The sequence below is a fragment of the Bacillus sp. GMa5/1 genome (genome assembly GCF_050172015.1).
Lineage (GTDB): Bacteria > Bacillota > Bacilli > Bacillales > Bacillaceae_G > Bacillus_A > Bacillus_A cereus.
The window spans coordinates 1-15,591 of record NZ_JBNLYC010000024.1; the positions used below are offsets into that span (position 1 = coordinate 1).

Here is a 15,591-nt window from a genome sequence, read left to right on the forward strand (position 1 = left end):
AAAATCAGTGGTCTTTTAAATGATTAAGCAGCTTTCTGTTCAGTTTGAGGAACAGGTTTTTGAAGCGAGTTATAAACTCCTGTTCCGATAACGTCTAATGCCATTCTCATTCGTTCAGGTGAAATGTTTTCTAATACGTTATCTTGAGGTGTATGGTATACCTTCTCAATATGATAGATTAATGGATTCCAACTATCGATACCCATCCAAATGAATAGAGCAGCAGGAATACCAGCTTCAGCAAATGGAACATGATCACTAGAACCGAATTTACCTTGTAGGATGAGGTTATTATTTAGTTGTTTACCTGCTTGCAAGGCAGCGTCTGTTACAAAGTTTGTAGAGCCATCAGGTGTCATAGCATATAAATTCTTTGCTTTATCATAATTTGTTGCAACCATGTCGGCGTTAAAGACACCTAAAATACGGTCGCGTTCTTTTTGGGATAGACTATTCACGTAATAATCCGAACCAAGTAATCCAGTTTCTTCAGAACCAAAGGTAATAAAGCGAATTTCTTTATCAGTTTCTACATTTTGAAAAGCACGAGCTAGTTCTAATACTAATCCAGTTCCAGAAGCATTATCATTTGCGCCAGGTGCTCCGACAACACTATCATAGTGCGAGCTTACAACGACTGCTTTTTCATTACCTGTACTCTTCTTTGGTTTCTTTTTGGCGATAACATTTAGAGATGTTAATTTAGATTCATGTCTCGCTTTTAGGGAAAGAATTGTTGTCCCTTTTTTAGCGATTTCTTCTTTAAATGCATTTCCTTGCGCATAAGCAAGACCAAAGACAGGGATAGATTGCTTTTTCATTAGGCGGGGATTGAAGGTTTGTCCATAATTTCCGCGTCCGCCAATTAAACTGTATAAAAGAACACCTTTTGCACCTTTGCTAACAGCATTTTCAACTTGTTTATTATAGTCGGTAACTGTCGTTCCTCTTTCAAATAAAACAATTTTACCGTTTACTTCATTTGGAATATCTTCTAATTTTGTCCCACCTTGAACAAAGATAAGGGGAGCTGTAACAGCTTCTGTAGAAATTAGTGCATTAGGAGCAGCACCAGCTTGCCAATTACGTTTTGTTGATAGGGGTGATTCAATGAATCCAACGTATTGATCGGGCACCTGAAATGGTTGATATTCTACTTCATAGCCCATTGATTTAAGCTGCATACCAATGTAACGAGAAGCCCATTCTTCGGATTTTGTTCCACCGGGGCGAGGACCAATTGTTTCAGATAAGAAACGAACATGTTCAATCGCGCGGTTTGGATCAATCTGTTTTGTAATAGATGGAGTTTGTGTAACCTCTGACGTGGAATCCGCTTTTGCTTGCCCAATTGGAGCTAAGCTAACAGCAAGTGATACAGCAAGCAAAGAGCTTACTATTTTTTGTTTCAATGATTTTCTCATTTTTTCCTCTCCTATTCTTCTATTCTCTCTGACTGACAAAAGAAGACGGATAATGACTTTATTTTACCTTCACACCTTTTGTTTTTCAATATTCTGACATTGAGAAATAAAAAAACGATATATGCATATTTGCATATTTTTGAGGGAGATATGTATGCTATCATTTTAAACGAAGGTTCGCTTTCTACTCTGAAAGCTCCTACATTGCATGAATCTAGTGTACCCAAACTTTAGATTATGTAGAGGAATGGAACCACTGTAGGGTTTCATTTCTCATGTTTGAATCAGTTGATGGTAATTATGTTTCCGCATTTCATAATTATTATCAGTGATATATGTAAGGCATCCATATGAAAATAAGAGGCTGTTCAAAGGTTTTCCGTACTTTTGGGCAGCCTCACCCCGTTAAAAGGACGATACTTTATGTATCGTCCTTTTTGTATAAAAAAACATCCAATCAATTGAGAGATTGATTGGATGTGAAAAAATTATTAATAATTTTTTTTGCGTTTTGTAGCTAAAATACTTAATAATCCAGCTAGTAGAAGAACAATACCTACTGTTTGTGTAGGGTCTTCTTTATGACCTGTATTTGGAAGGTGCTTATCCGTATTTCGATCATCTTGCTGTTTGTTATCTGTTTTATTCGATGTTTCTTCGGAAGTTCCGTTTTCGTGTTTCTCAGGTGTTTCATTATTTTGTTCTTCAGAAGTTCCGTTTTCGTGTTTCTCAGATGTTTCATTGCCTTTGTTATCTTCTTTATTTGGAGGAGTAATTGGCTTGTCATCTCCACCTGAAGAAGATTCAATTTTTTTATTTGAAACTGTAATTTGTAGTGGCTTAGCTTGGGCTTTATCAATTGTAAAGTTTATTGGTGATGCATCTAATTGATAGCCTTTAGGAGCCTTTGTTTCTACTAATTGATAATTACCAGGTTTCAAATCATTTACGATTACTTTTCCGTGTTGATCTGTTTTTAAACCTTCTCGGATGACTTTTCCATCTTGGTCTAAAATATTGAAAATGGCACCTTCAAGTGTTCCATGGTGATCAATATCAACTTTAGTTAACTCAATTGAACCTGTTGTTAAACTATTTAAGGCTGTAACAGAGGTAACCTGAGATTGTCCTTTCGTAATTGTGAAAGGAATTGGTTTAACGTTTAAATCATAGCCAGTTGGAGCTTTCGTTTCAATGAACTGATAATCTCCCGGACGTAAATCAGAAACTGAAATCTTCCCATCTTTATCAGTAGTTAAATCAGTGCGAACAATTTTACCTTTCGCATCGATGATGTTAAACACTGCATCAGAAAGTTTTGTATCTGGATTTATATCATCCACTTTTATTAATTCTACAGCACCCTCAGTTAAGCTATTTGTAGCAGTAACTTGGAGCTTTTCTTTTTGGCTTTTCTTAATTGTAAACTTAATAGGTGTACTATCTAATTTATAGTGTTCAGGAGCTTTCGTTTCAATAAACTGATAGTCCCCAGGACGTAAATCAGAAACAGAAATTTTTCCATGTACATCTGTTGTAAGTTCAGTGCGAATGCCGTTACCATTCATATCAGTAATTTTAAATATCGCATCTTTAAGAGCAGTACCATCTACATCATCTACTTTAGAAAGTTCCACAGTGCCTTTCGTTAAGCTATTTGTAGCTGTAACGGAGATAGGATCAGCTTGGCTCTTTGTGATTGTGAATGGAATTGGCTCTTTGTTTAAATCATAGTGTTTCGGAGCCGTTGTCTCGATGAATTGATAATCACCAGGACGTAGGTCAGAAACGCTAATTTTACCTTGTTGATTCGTAACAAGATCTTTGCGAATTACAGTGCCATTCATATCCACAATTTTAAATACTGCGCCTTCAAGAGTAGTGCCATCGACGTCATCCACTTTAGAAAGTTCCACGCCGCCTTTTGTTAAACTATTTTTCATAGTAACGGTAGCAATATCTTTTTGGCTTTTTTCAATTGTAAATATAATTGGTTTTTTGTCTAAATCATAGTGTTCAGGAGCCGTTATTTCAACGAATTGATACGTACCAGGACGTAAGTTTTCGATAACGATTTTACCTTCACTGTTTGTTTTTAAATCTGTTTTAAGTACTTTGCCATCTTGATCTAGTAAATTAAATACCGCATCGGCAAGTTTTGTTTGAGTGTTTAAATCATCAACTTTAAGTAATTCGATACTACCTTGTTTTAAGCTATTTGTAGCAGTTAAAGAAATAACTTTCTTCTGTCCTTTTTCAATAGTGAATTTGATTGGTGTTTCATCTAAAACGTAATGCTTAGGAGCTTTCGTTTCGATGAATTGGTAATCACCAGGACGTAGGTCGTTAATTTCGATTATTCCTTGTTCATTTGTAACAAGGTCTTTATGAACTACATCACCGTTCATATTAACAATTTTAAATACTGCATCTTTAAGAACAGTGCCATCAATATCGTCTACTTTAGAAAGTTTAACTGCACCCTTTGTTAAAGCATTTGTAGCAGTGATATGAAGAGTTTCAGTTTGGCTCTTTTTAATTGTAAATACGATAGGTTTTTTATCTAAATCGTAATGTTCAGGAGCAATTGTTTCAACGAATTGATACGTACCAGGACGTAGATTTTCAACAACAATTTTACCTTCAGCATTTGTTTTTAAGCCTTCTTCAACTAGCTCACCGTCTGCATCTAATAAATTAAATACGGCGTTAGAAAGTTTTGTATTTATATCAATATCGTCAATCTTTGTTAGTTCAACGCTACCTTTTTTCAAAGCATTTTTGCCTGTAACATTGATCTCTTTCGTTTGACTTCTTTCAATTGTAAATGGAATCGTTGTTTCATCTAATACATAGTGCTCAGGAGCTTTTGTTTCAATGAACTGATAGTCTCCAGGGCGTAAATCAGAAACAGAAATTTTTCCGTTTTTATCTGTAACAAGATTCGTATGAACTTCCTTACCATTCATATCCACAATCTTAAAGATTGCACCTTCGAGCATCGTACGATCGATGTCATCAATTTTTGTTAATGTTACTGCGCCTTTCTTTAAACTGTTAGTAGCGGTAACAGTAATATTCTCTTTTTGACTTTTTTCGATAGTGAACGGAATAGGGTCTTTGCTTAAGGTATAGTCTTTTGGAGCTTTTACTTCAATAAATTGATAGTCTCCAGGACGTAAATCAGAAGCAGTAATTTTACCGTTTTTATTAGTCGTTAAACCTTTTCGAATTACCTTTTTAGTATCATGAGCGTCAACGATTATAAATTCTGCACCTTCAAGAGTAGTGCCATCAACATCATCCACTTTTGTTAAAGTGACGCCACCTGTAAGTAAACTATTTTTTACAGTAACAGGGATAGGAAGATCTTCCTTACTACCTTTTTTAATTGTGAACTTAATAGGTGTTTTGTCTAATTTATAATGTTCAGGGGCTTTTGTTTCGATAAATTGATAATCCCCTAGTGCTAAATCAGGAATAACTAATACTCCGTGATCATCTGTTGTTAAATCTTTCATAATTTCTTTGCCAGTTGCGTCTTGCAATGTAAATACAGCGCCGGCAAGAGCTTTACTACTTTCCACATCATCTTCTTTAATAAGTTTAACTTTTCCTTTCGTTAAACTATTTTTAAATGTAAGTGGAAGGAGTTTTTGTTGTCCTTTTTCGATTGTAAATTCAATTGGTTCTACATTTACATCGTAATAAGTTGGAGCCTTTGTTTCGATAAGTTTATAGTTACCAGGACGTAAGTCATCTACAACTAGCCTTCCTTTACTATTCGTAACAAGGTCCGTACGAACATCTTCATTAGTATCTCTATTAACGATTTTAAATACTGCACCTTCAAGTGTTTCCTTTTCATCTGCAGCATTCACTTTTGTTAACTCAATACCGCCTTTTGTTAAGCTGTTTTTAGCGGTAACAGTAGCCTGAGTTGTTTGACTTTCTGTAATCGTAAATTTAATTGGTTTTGTATTTTTGTCGTAATACTTCGGTGCTGTTACTTCGATAAATTTATAATCGCCAGGGCGTAAGCCAGTAGCGATAGCTTTACCATCCGCACCAGTTTTTACATTTTCGCGAATGACTTTCTTTTCATCATTAGCATCAACAATTTTAAATACAGCACCTTCAAGAGCTGTACCATCGATATCATCAACTTTTGTTAATTCAACATCTCCTGGTTTTAAAGTATTTTCAGCTTTCACAAGTAGAGTTTCTTTCTGACTTCTATCGATTGTAAATTCAATAGGTTCTGCTCGTAAAACGTAATGTTCAGGAGCAGCTATTTCAATAAATTTATACGTACCAGGACGTAGGTTACTAACTTTAACTTTACCGTGTTTATCAGTAGTTAAGTTAGTGTAAGGGGAAACGTCATTATTATTTGTATCGACAAGCTTGAATACTGCACCTTCAAGGGGTTTTTTCTCACCAAACTCATCAACTTTTAATAATTCAACTTCGCCCGTTTTTAAGCTGTTATTTGCCGTAACAGTAGCAAGAGCTTGTTGGCTTTTATCAATTGTAAACTCGATAGGGTTTGTACTTAACGTATAATCCTTAGGAGCTTCTGTTTCGATAAATTTATAAACACCAGGCTCTAGATCTTTAATGGTAACTTTTCCATCTGAACCTGTTTTTATATTTTCACGAATTACTTGTTTCTCGTCATTCGCATCGACAATTTTAAATACAGCACCTTCAAGGGCAGTGCCATCGACATCATCGACTTTCGTTAAAGTGACACCACCTTTAATGAGGTGATTTGTCGCGGTAACAGTAAGTGCTTTCTGTTGGCTTTTTTCAATTGTAAATTTAAGCGGTTTTTTATCTATTTCATAATGTTCAGGTGCTTTCTCTTCAACAAACTGGTACTCTCCAGGAAGTAAATTTTTCGCTTCGATTTGTCCGTTACCATTTGTCGTTAATTTGGTATAACCAGGAATTCTTTTGTTATTTTGGTCCCGTACACTAAATACAGCACCTTCTAAAGTATTACCCTCTTTATCAACTTTTGTTAGGATAGCTGAGCCTCTAATTAAGCTGTTTTGGGCCGTTTTATTGATTACTGTTGTTTGATCTTCCTCGATTGTAAATTCAATAAGTCGATCATCTAATTGATAATGCTCAGGAGCCTTTATTTCTTTTAAATAGTAAGTTCCTGGTTTTAAATTATCTACAGTAATTTGTCCTTTATCATTTGTTGTTAATTTTTCGTGTTCTGAAATTATTTTTTTATCTTTATCAAGTAGTGTGAAAACGGCACCTTGCAGTGTGACGTTTTTATTCAGGTCATCAGACTTTGTTAAAACTACTTTACCGACAAACTTCTTATTTGCAAGTTTATATGTTGTAGTCTCTTGTGTACCAAGTTCAACAATTTTTCCTTGTTTTAAATCCCAGCTAATTACATAGCCTTCAGGAGCCTTTGTTTCTTTTAATAAATATTTATCCCGTTTTAAATTATTAAATTTAGCGATACCGTCTTTGTCTGTTGTAATTTTACGGATAACAGTTTTACCTGTACGATCGTATAAAGTAAATTCTGCCCCAGCTAATAGTGCGTTTTTATTGTCGTTATCTACCTTTATAATTTCAAGGTTTCCACGGCCTTTAGTAGCAGATCCTCCGCCTGAACCAGAAGACATTCTCACTTCAATCGTTTCAGTAGTTTCTGTGTTTTTAACTGTCAACTTATTGCCTGTGATTTTCGCTTTATTACTTACTTTTTCTTTATCGTCTGCATTAATAAGTGAGCGATATTCTAAAATATAAGCTCGATCAATTTTTTTCAAGAAGGCAATTTCGAAATGTTGCTTTCCGGTATTATTGTCTGTTGTTATTTTGAGTTTATAGTCTGTTCCTTCTTTTAATTCGTTTACTGTATCTTTTGTTAAATTTCCATATGGATCAACAGTTGTAGGATATAAGTGGAATGAATCTTCCACAATTACCTGATTTTCGGTTGGGTCATCTGTTACAACGGCATCTGCAATGGTTGATTGGCTTTCGTTAATTGCGATACTCCAATTAATATAGTTGTCGTCTTGCACAGCTTTTTTAGTAACGAAGCTGCCACCTTTATTTACTTGAGTGTCACCTGTAAGGGTGTTTACGATTTTAGAGCCATCTTTTAAATCTGCCTCGTTTTTGTAGGTGCCTTGGATAAGTTCACCATCAAGGCTTGTTTTAAAGATAATATAGTAAGGTGAATTAATTGATTGTTTGAAATGAACCTTTAGGGTGTTTTTATTTTCCTCTGTAGGTTCTTCAAGTTCATATTTCTCAGTTGGTACAGCATTACCAGGTTGTGCATTATCAGGATTTCCATTTAAAATCATATCGCGCACTTCAATGGATCCAGGCACTAACTTTTGTTTATCTTGTATGACGTCTATAACATAAGGATCTTTAATCTCAACATTATTATAGTTAAAGCCTATTATCCAAGTGATTTCCTTCGTTTGGGCGTTATAAGAACCGTATTTATAACCATTTGCCTTTGTGAAAGTATCAGGATCAAAATTAGCTTCAACTTTATTTGATTGTGGATTAGAATCCGTATCTATCCAAGAAAGATTACCTGTATTTTTAAATGAAGTTTTACCACTTTCTAGCTTTGTATAATCAAAGTCTGTCGTATATTTTACGACTAATGTCTTTGTCATATTAGACTGATACGTACCTATAAGAGTGATTTTGAAGCCTTTATCTGTTACATCTAAAACATAGTCAGTCCCAGCTTGAAGGGTATAATTTCCGTCTTTAATTTCTAGTTTCTTATCTTTTAATTGTAATCCACCATGATCAAAGGTGTCCGTAATAATCGCGTTGTTTAATGGATAGTTGTTATTATTTACTATAATTGTCCAAGTTGTTGTTTTGTCTTTATAATTTGTTTCAGCTTTATTATTAGATTTAATGATATTTTGCTGCTTGAAGCTAGCTTCATTTTCTTTACTTGAATCATTATCAGCTGTAACTTTATTTTTTACTTTTCCATCTTCTATAACTTTATTAGTTGGCTTGGTTTTATAGGTAATCACATAAGCACTATTAATATCATCATTAAACTGTAAATCGAAGCCATTCTTCTTGTTACTTACAGTGTAATTATTAACAGCGTCTCCTGTTACAAGCGTTCCTTTTTCATTATATGAAGCGTTTTTTACAACAATAGAATTTGCATCTAGTTCGTGTGTATCGTCAAAAATATCTTTTAAAATCGCATCTGCTTTTTTGATCTCTCTTTGATCACCATTGTAAGTAATTGTCCACTCAATTGTTTGCGTCTTTGGATCATATTTACTTGTTTTATTTAAGTGTGTACCACGAGAAACCGTTACAGTAGAGCTTGCGTTTTGTTGCTTTTGATTATCACTCGTTATCGTAACGTTATTTCGGAAACTTTTAATATTTTCATCAGTAATTTTTGTGGCATATTCGATTTGATATGCTTTATTGATAGAATCTTTAAAAGCAATCTCCAATTTTGAGCCATCTGATGAAATAATATTGTAATCTGTTGGCTCAGCTTCTGCACCACGCGTTACATTCCCATTAACATCAACTTCTAAATAATAAACTTTAATAGAATCTTTATTTAAGTTTGTACCTTGTGGAATGTTATCTTTAAAAATAGCGTTTTTAAGGGTGTCTTGCGTTTTGTTCATCTCTACTTTCCAATTAATTTCATTTGTATTAATTGGTCTATCAGGTAATCCTTTTTTATTCGTAGCTGTTTGTACATTAGGCTTAAAGTCAACTGTAATAGAAACATCCTTATCTTTAATCGGGAAAGGAATTTCTTGTGTTGTTGTACCTTTAATTTCAGCTTTATTAAATTCTGTCTTTAATTGTAGGTTACCAGCAACATCTGGATGCTCTTCAACATAATCGTTGAATGTCATCGTGACTTTTCCATCTTTTGTAACAGTAAAATTACCAATTTGATGGTTTTCACTATCATATAAAGGACTGTTAATTGTATTGTAAATCTTAAAATGTTTAGGAAGATCAAAAATATAGTAATCTCCATTTTTCACATTCATTGACTTTAAAAGTTCCCATGTAAACTCAATATTGGCAGGGGAATCTGTACTTGGACGGTTATCCTCTGTAAATGGTTTTTCGTCTTTATCCGTCAACTTTACACCGGTTAAAATGTTTGTTGTTATTTGCTTTGGACCTGAATTTGTATTCTCAGCAGGGTCGCTTGATAGCTTTTGTTCTGGATTGTCAGTAGCAATTTTAGCTGCTAGGTTTTGTTCCGGATTATCAGTGGCAGTTTTAGCTGCTGGGTTTTGTTCCGGATTATCAGTGGCAGTTTTAGCTGCTGGGTTTTGTTCCGGATTATCGGTAACAGTTTTAGTTGCTGGGTTTTGTTCCGGATTATCAGTAACAGTTTTAGTTGCTGGATCTTGCTCCGGATTGTCAGTAACAGGTTTAGCTACTGGATCTTGCGCTTGTTTATTAGTATCCTGTTTGGTGCCATCTTCTTTAGAGTTTTCTACTTGAACAGGAACTGATATAGGCTGAACCATTGTTCCTAAAGGAAAAGCGATTTGAACTGATTTTTCCCCAGTTTTTAAAGTTGAGTTAAACACGGTATCAACTTTAATTTTTCCTTTAGCGTCTTTCAAATTTTCTACTTGATCATTAAATATTAATTTTAGTTTATTATCTTTAGCTGTTATAAAATATTGACCAATATTTTTTTGATCTGTTACTAAATCCCCTTGCAAATCTTTAGATACTTTTAATGCAAGTGGTATTTGAACTACTGCTGTATCATTTGCGTGTGCAACTTGTTGATCCTTTATTGACCAAGCGTATTCTACTTGAATGGTTGATCCTATCTTTATTAAATTGTTAGGATTTTTTGCTTCGTCAATAATATGATTCGTCGCATCTTTCATTTCAACAGTGTCAAATAAGGAATCTCCTGTTAAGGTTTCCGCTTTTACTTGATTGTATGGAAAACTAGCAAGTTGCGAAAATAGTACGAATACAATTAAACATACATTAAAAAGTTTTTTCATTTTTCCTCCTCTGAACATTCATTTGTCCATTGGGGACTTATTCCACATGAACAAATGGAATATTAAAAGTATTTGTTATAAGCTATTTATTTTTGTTATCCCTCCGTTTCTATACGCGTTCTCAGACAAACAGAATTATGTTCAAAGCAATATTATTTAACGTAAAACAAAATGTATATTTACACAGTTCTATGGAAATATACACAATTCGACAAAAAATGTCGAAAAAAATACTGATATAAATAATGATATCAGACCTTTATATGTGAGATAGTTTTCATGTATATCTAGTAAAAAAGAATGGTTATAAAGGTAAGTTTTACGATACATACTAACCAATGTAGTGTATCCCTTTGTGAAGGCTTATTTTTGCCTTAAAGTTATGTGGAAATAAAAATCTAGATAGGGTTGGTTTTGGTCAGAATGAAGACAATATGTACTTTGAAAATAGTCATTTATTTTGTCTAAAGAGAGTTGTGCGATTAGTGGACCGAAGTTGAAAGGTGATAGTTTCTTACATTGTTAGAGAAATATAAGGATTACAGAATATTCGACTAACACGTTACTACGGTCATTTTTGAGCCTGTTTAAACAATAGGAAAGAAGGTGTTTTACTCCTTAGTTACAATATCTTTTTAGTAAAGATAAGCTTAAGTAACCTCCGCTAAAGATTATATACTTAAATGATAAAGAGTTCAACACTAGTTCACATATTTTCCCAAAAATAAAAAACGGCTGTTTTATGTGGAATAAATCTACAAAACAGCCGTTTTTGGTATTAGATTTCTGTTAAGATTATTGGTTCACCGCGTGTTACGACAACGGTATGTTCACATTGTGCAACAAGACTTTTATCTGGTGTAACGAATGTCCAACCATCGTCACCACGTTCAATAATATGATCAGCTTTCATAGAGATGAACGGTTCTACAGCGATAACAAGACCGTCTTTTAGAAGCGCATTATCCATTGGGTCATAGTAACTTAAAATGTGATTTGGTGCTTCATGTAAGCTAAGACCAATGCCGTGACCAGTTAAGTTTTGGATAACATTGTATCCACTTTTATGTGCGAAGTTTGAAACAGCACGACCAATTTGATTTTGTTTTGAGCCAGCTCTAACCTTTTTCATTGCTGCCCAAAATGCATCAACCGCTGCTTGGCAAAGTTTTTCTTTTGCCTCGTCTTCTCCAAGAACAAATGAAATGCCTGTATCTGCATAATAGCCATCAAGTGCAGCGGATACATCGACGTTTACTAAGTCGCCTTCTTTTAATACACGATCTCCTGGAATACCATGAGCAACTTCTTCATTTACACTAATGCAAGTTACACCTGGAAAATCATATTCTTTTTCAGGTGCAGAAATAGCACCATGCTCATCTAATACTTTTTTACCGATCAAATCAAGCTCTTTCGTTGTCATACCTGGCTTCGCTTGTTTTTTCATTTCTTCACGTGCAAGCGCAACGATGCGGCCGATTTTTCGTAAGCCTTCTAAATCTTGTTCATTACGAATAATCATGAAAACCACTGTCCTTCCTCGAATATATATCTTATCCGATTGTATCATGTTTATTTTCGTCCTGCTACTCGCTTGCGGTATGGGGGCTGATTCCTCTCATAAAGAATACATGACAATTGTCATATCGATGTCATGACGCATCATACTGTTTCCTAAGTTTTCCAAGGAATACAATGTAAATATAAGAAACAGCGGGGGTGGAGAGATGGAAAAGATTATTGAAGTAAATGATGTTTCTAAAACATTTAAACATAAAAACGCAGTAAATAATGTTTCATTTCATGTAAATAAAGGGGAAATAGTAGCGTTGCTTGGTCCAAATGGTGCGGGGAAAACAACGACGATGTCGATGATGCTTGGATTAAAGGAACCAACGGAAGGTAAGGTCTCTATATTTGGAAAGAGTCCAAAGCATAGAGATGTTCGTAATAGCCTCGGTGCGATGCTGCAAGAAGTAAGTGTCATTGATAGTATTACGGTGGAAGAGGCAATTGAGTTATTCCGTAGTTATTATACGAATCCTATAGAGAAAGAAACGTTACTGCAGTTAGCAAATTTAGAATCAGAGCGAAAGCAAAGATGTGAGAAATTATCAGGTGGGCAAAAAAGAAGGTTAAACTTTGCGCTTGCACTTGCGGGAAATCCGGATTTGTTATTTTTAGATGAGCCGACAGTCGGAATGGATATTACGTCTCGAAGAACGTTTTGGGAAACGATTCGAAAGTTAGCAAGTGAAGGGAAAACGATTATTTTAACGACGCATTATTTAGAAGAAGCAGATGCTTTAGCAAATCGTATCTTATTATTTGCGAACGGAAAGATTATCTCAGATGGTACACCAGACGAAATGAAAGCAACGATTTCGAGAAAAACAATCACATTTTACTCAAAGGAAAGCATTCCTACAAAATTACTAAAGGAATTACCAAATGTAATAGAAGTAAAGTCAAACGAAGGCCGCTTCATTTTAACAACGGAGGATACGGATGCAACTTTAAAAGCCATTTATCAAAGGAGTTTACCTGTAACAGATGTTTCAGTTGAACGTGGAAGCCTTGATGAGGCATTTGAACAGTTTGTCGCAAATCAGAAGGAGGAAATCGCATGAGAGCGTTATGGATGCAGTGCAAAATAGAAATTTTACGTACATTCCGCAATAAATTATTTATCTTTTTCTCATTATTAATGCCTGTTATGTTTTACTACATTTTTACAAATGTTGTTCAAGTACCACAAAACGGAGATGCGTGGAAAGCACATTATTTAATTTCGATGGCAACTTTCAGTATTGTAGGGACTGCACTCTTTAGTTTCGGTGTGAGACTTTCTCAGGAAAAAGGGCAAGGATGGACACATCTTTTAAAAATTACACCGCTTCCAGAGGGAGCATATTTAACAGCGAAAATTATCGCTCAAACAGTAGTAAATGCTTTTTCAATATTAGTTATCTTTATTGCAGGGATACTAATTAATCATGTTGAGTTAACGGTAGGGCAATGGATTGGTGCGGGGTTATGGTTATTGTTAGGGGTAACACCATTTTTAGCGTTAGGAACAGTAATAGGTTCCATTAAGAAGGCGGACGCAGCTGCTGGCTTAGCAAATATTTTAAATATGAGTTTAGCTATAGTTGGCGGGTTATGGATGCCGATTGAAGTATTCCCCAAAATATTAAGAACGATTGGTGAATGGACACCAACATACCATTTCGGAAGTGGTGCGTGGGATATTGTAGCTGGAAAATCAATTGGATGGGAAAATATCGCGGTATTAGGAGGTTATTTCCTTATATTTGTTGTAGTATCAATATATATAAGAAAAAGACAGGAAGCGGTATAAATGATAGAGAAGAAGAGGATTGAGATTTTTCCGAAACATATGGGATTTTTTCCGTACATGTGGCTTGTGTATTTATTATTTCCAATTTACCATTTAGCACAAGCATCAGGATGGAAGCTTGTGCTAGGAAGCGGTATGTTGATACTTTTTATTATCACATACCGTCAGCTATATTTTGTTCAGAAGACGTTTATTTTATGGGCATGCATTCAAATGATACTCATCTTTTTATTTGCTTTATTTTATAATCCCTTCATGATATTCTTTGGCTTTTTCACGGCAAGTGCGATGGGATTTGCACCAAGTAAGAAAGTATTTCGGGTATTACTCTGTTTGTTAGCTGTAATGCTTGGAGCATTTGTATTTGTAAATATGAATCAACTAACACCAACAAGTTTAGTAAATATCGTCCCGATGTTTATTTTAATGCTTCTTACGCCATTTGGTATGCGTAATTTTAATCAGAAAAAGATGTTAAGAAATCAATTAGATGAGGCGAACGAGCAAATTAAAGACTTAGTAAAACGTGAAGAACGGCAGCGGATTGCAAGAGATCTTCATGACACATTAGGGCATACGTTATCTCTTATTACTTTGAAAAGCCAGCTTGTAGAGAAGTTAATTGTGAAAAATCCGGAGCGTGCAAGTGCGGAAGCGAAGGAAATTACACAAACGTCTCGTACAGCCTTAAAACAGCTGAGAGAATTAATTTCTGATATGCGTATGATTACGGTAGAAGAAGAGCTAGAGCAAATAAAAGCAATCTTACAAGCAGCTAATATTGAATTAGAAGTGAGGCAAGAAGCAAGATCGAGCTCGTTATCACCAATTGAACAAAATATTGTCGGGATGTGTTTACGTGAGGCCGTTACAAATGTTGTAAAACATAGTAAGGCGACGCGGTGCGCAGTTTCTGTATTAGAATCACAAGGTGAACTAATTTTGAAAGTAGAAGATAACGGAATTGGTTTAACAGATCAAAATCATGATGGAAATGGTATTCGCGGCATGAAAGAACGAATTGCTCTTATTGATGGATTTGTTGAACTAGGTACAATCAATCCAGGGACGTTGTTAACAGTAAAAGTTCCAGTTGTTATTAGAACAGGAAAAGATGAGGTGAGGGCATGATCCGAATTATTATTGCAGAAGATCAGCGGATGCTTCGTGGTGCGTTAGGGGCTCTGCTTGATCTAGAAGATGATATCGAAGTAATTGGACAAGCGGCAAACGGGGAAGAGGCGCTAAAATTAATTGAATCGTTAAAACCGGATATAAGTATTATGGATATTGAAATGCCGATTCAAAGTGGATTAGATGTTGCTGAAGCGTTAAAGAAAGAAAAATCATCATGCAAAGTAATGATTTTAACAACATTTGCACGGCCGGGATATTTTGAAAGAGCAATGAAAGCTGGTGTGCACGGCTATTTATTAAAGGATAGCCCAAGTGAAGATTTAGCGGCAGCAATTCGTAATGTAATGAAGGGAAAACGAGAGGTCTCCCAAGATTTAATGTTCGGCCTATGGCAGGAGCAAAATCCGTTGTCAGATCGCGAAAAGGAAGTATTGTTGCTTGCGAAAGAAGGAAAGACGGCAAACGAAATTGCGAAGGCACTTTATCTTTCGCCGGGTACAGTGCGTAATTATATTTCTGAAGTATTAACGAAGCTCGATGCGAAAAATAGAATTGAGGCAATTACAATTGCGGAAGAAAAGGGTTGGATATGAAAAGAAGTTTACCTATGATTGGT

Annotated in this window: 7 protein-coding genes; 4 read left to right on the top strand and 3 right to left on the bottom strand. The window is 35.1% G+C overall.

Going from position 1 to position 15,591, the window contains the following annotated elements; genetic code table 11:
• Positions 1–23 precede the first annotated feature (23 nt).
• The 3 genes from ACQGSG_RS08730 to map all read right to left on the bottom strand — a co-directional run bounded on the left by ACQGSG_RS08730 (position 24) and on the right by map (position 12,047).
• A complete protein-coding gene (locus ACQGSG_RS08730; protein ID WP_098218309.1) occupies positions 24–1,424 on the bottom strand; it encodes a M28 family metallopeptidase in 1,401 nt (466 codons plus the stop codon).
• 491 nt (positions 1,425–1,915) lie between these two features.
• The gene (locus tag ACQGSG_RS08735) at positions 1,916–10,474 is read right to left on the bottom strand and encodes a SpaA isopeptide-forming pilin-related protein (RefSeq protein WP_426947230.1); all 8,559 of its coding nucleotides are present in this window, start codon (positions 10,472–10,474) and stop codon (positions 1,916–1,918) included.
• 778 nt (positions 10,475–11,252) lie between these two features.
• Complete coding sequence (gene map / locus ACQGSG_RS08740; RefSeq protein ID WP_003313889.1) at positions 11,253–12,047, bottom strand: type I methionyl aminopeptidase; 795 nt, start codon at positions 12,045–12,047, stop codon at positions 11,253–11,255.
• Between the two features lie 157 nt (positions 12,048–12,204).
• On the opposite strand from map, the gene ACQGSG_RS08745 reads away from it, so the two are divergent.
• From ACQGSG_RS08745 to ACQGSG_RS08760, 4 genes are read left to right on the top strand one after another with little or no spacing between them, the layout of a single operon-like run.
• Complete coding sequence (locus ACQGSG_RS08745; RefSeq protein ID WP_000411111.1) at positions 12,205–13,107, top strand: ABC transporter ATP-binding protein; 903 nt, start codon at positions 12,205–12,207, stop codon at positions 13,105–13,107.
• Positions 13,104–13,838: an ABC transporter permease gene (locus tag ACQGSG_RS08750; protein ID WP_001202427.1), complete on the top strand. Its 735-nt coding sequence runs from the start codon at positions 13,104–13,106 to the stop codon at positions 13,836–13,838. The genes ACQGSG_RS08745 and ACQGSG_RS08750 overlap by 4 nt, the downstream gene beginning before the upstream one ends.
• A complete protein-coding gene (locus ACQGSG_RS08755) occupies positions 13,839–14,969 on the top strand; it encodes a sensor histidine kinase (RefSeq protein WP_000570626.1) in 1,131 nt (376 codons plus the stop codon).
• On the top strand, positions 14,966–15,568 hold the full coding sequence (locus ACQGSG_RS08760) for a response regulator transcription factor (RefSeq protein ID WP_000619245.1): 603 nt from the start codon (positions 14,966–14,968) through the stop codon (positions 15,566–15,568). Before ACQGSG_RS08755 ends, ACQGSG_RS08760 begins: the two co-directional genes overlap by 4 nt.
• Positions 15,569–15,591: the final 23 nt, after the last annotated feature.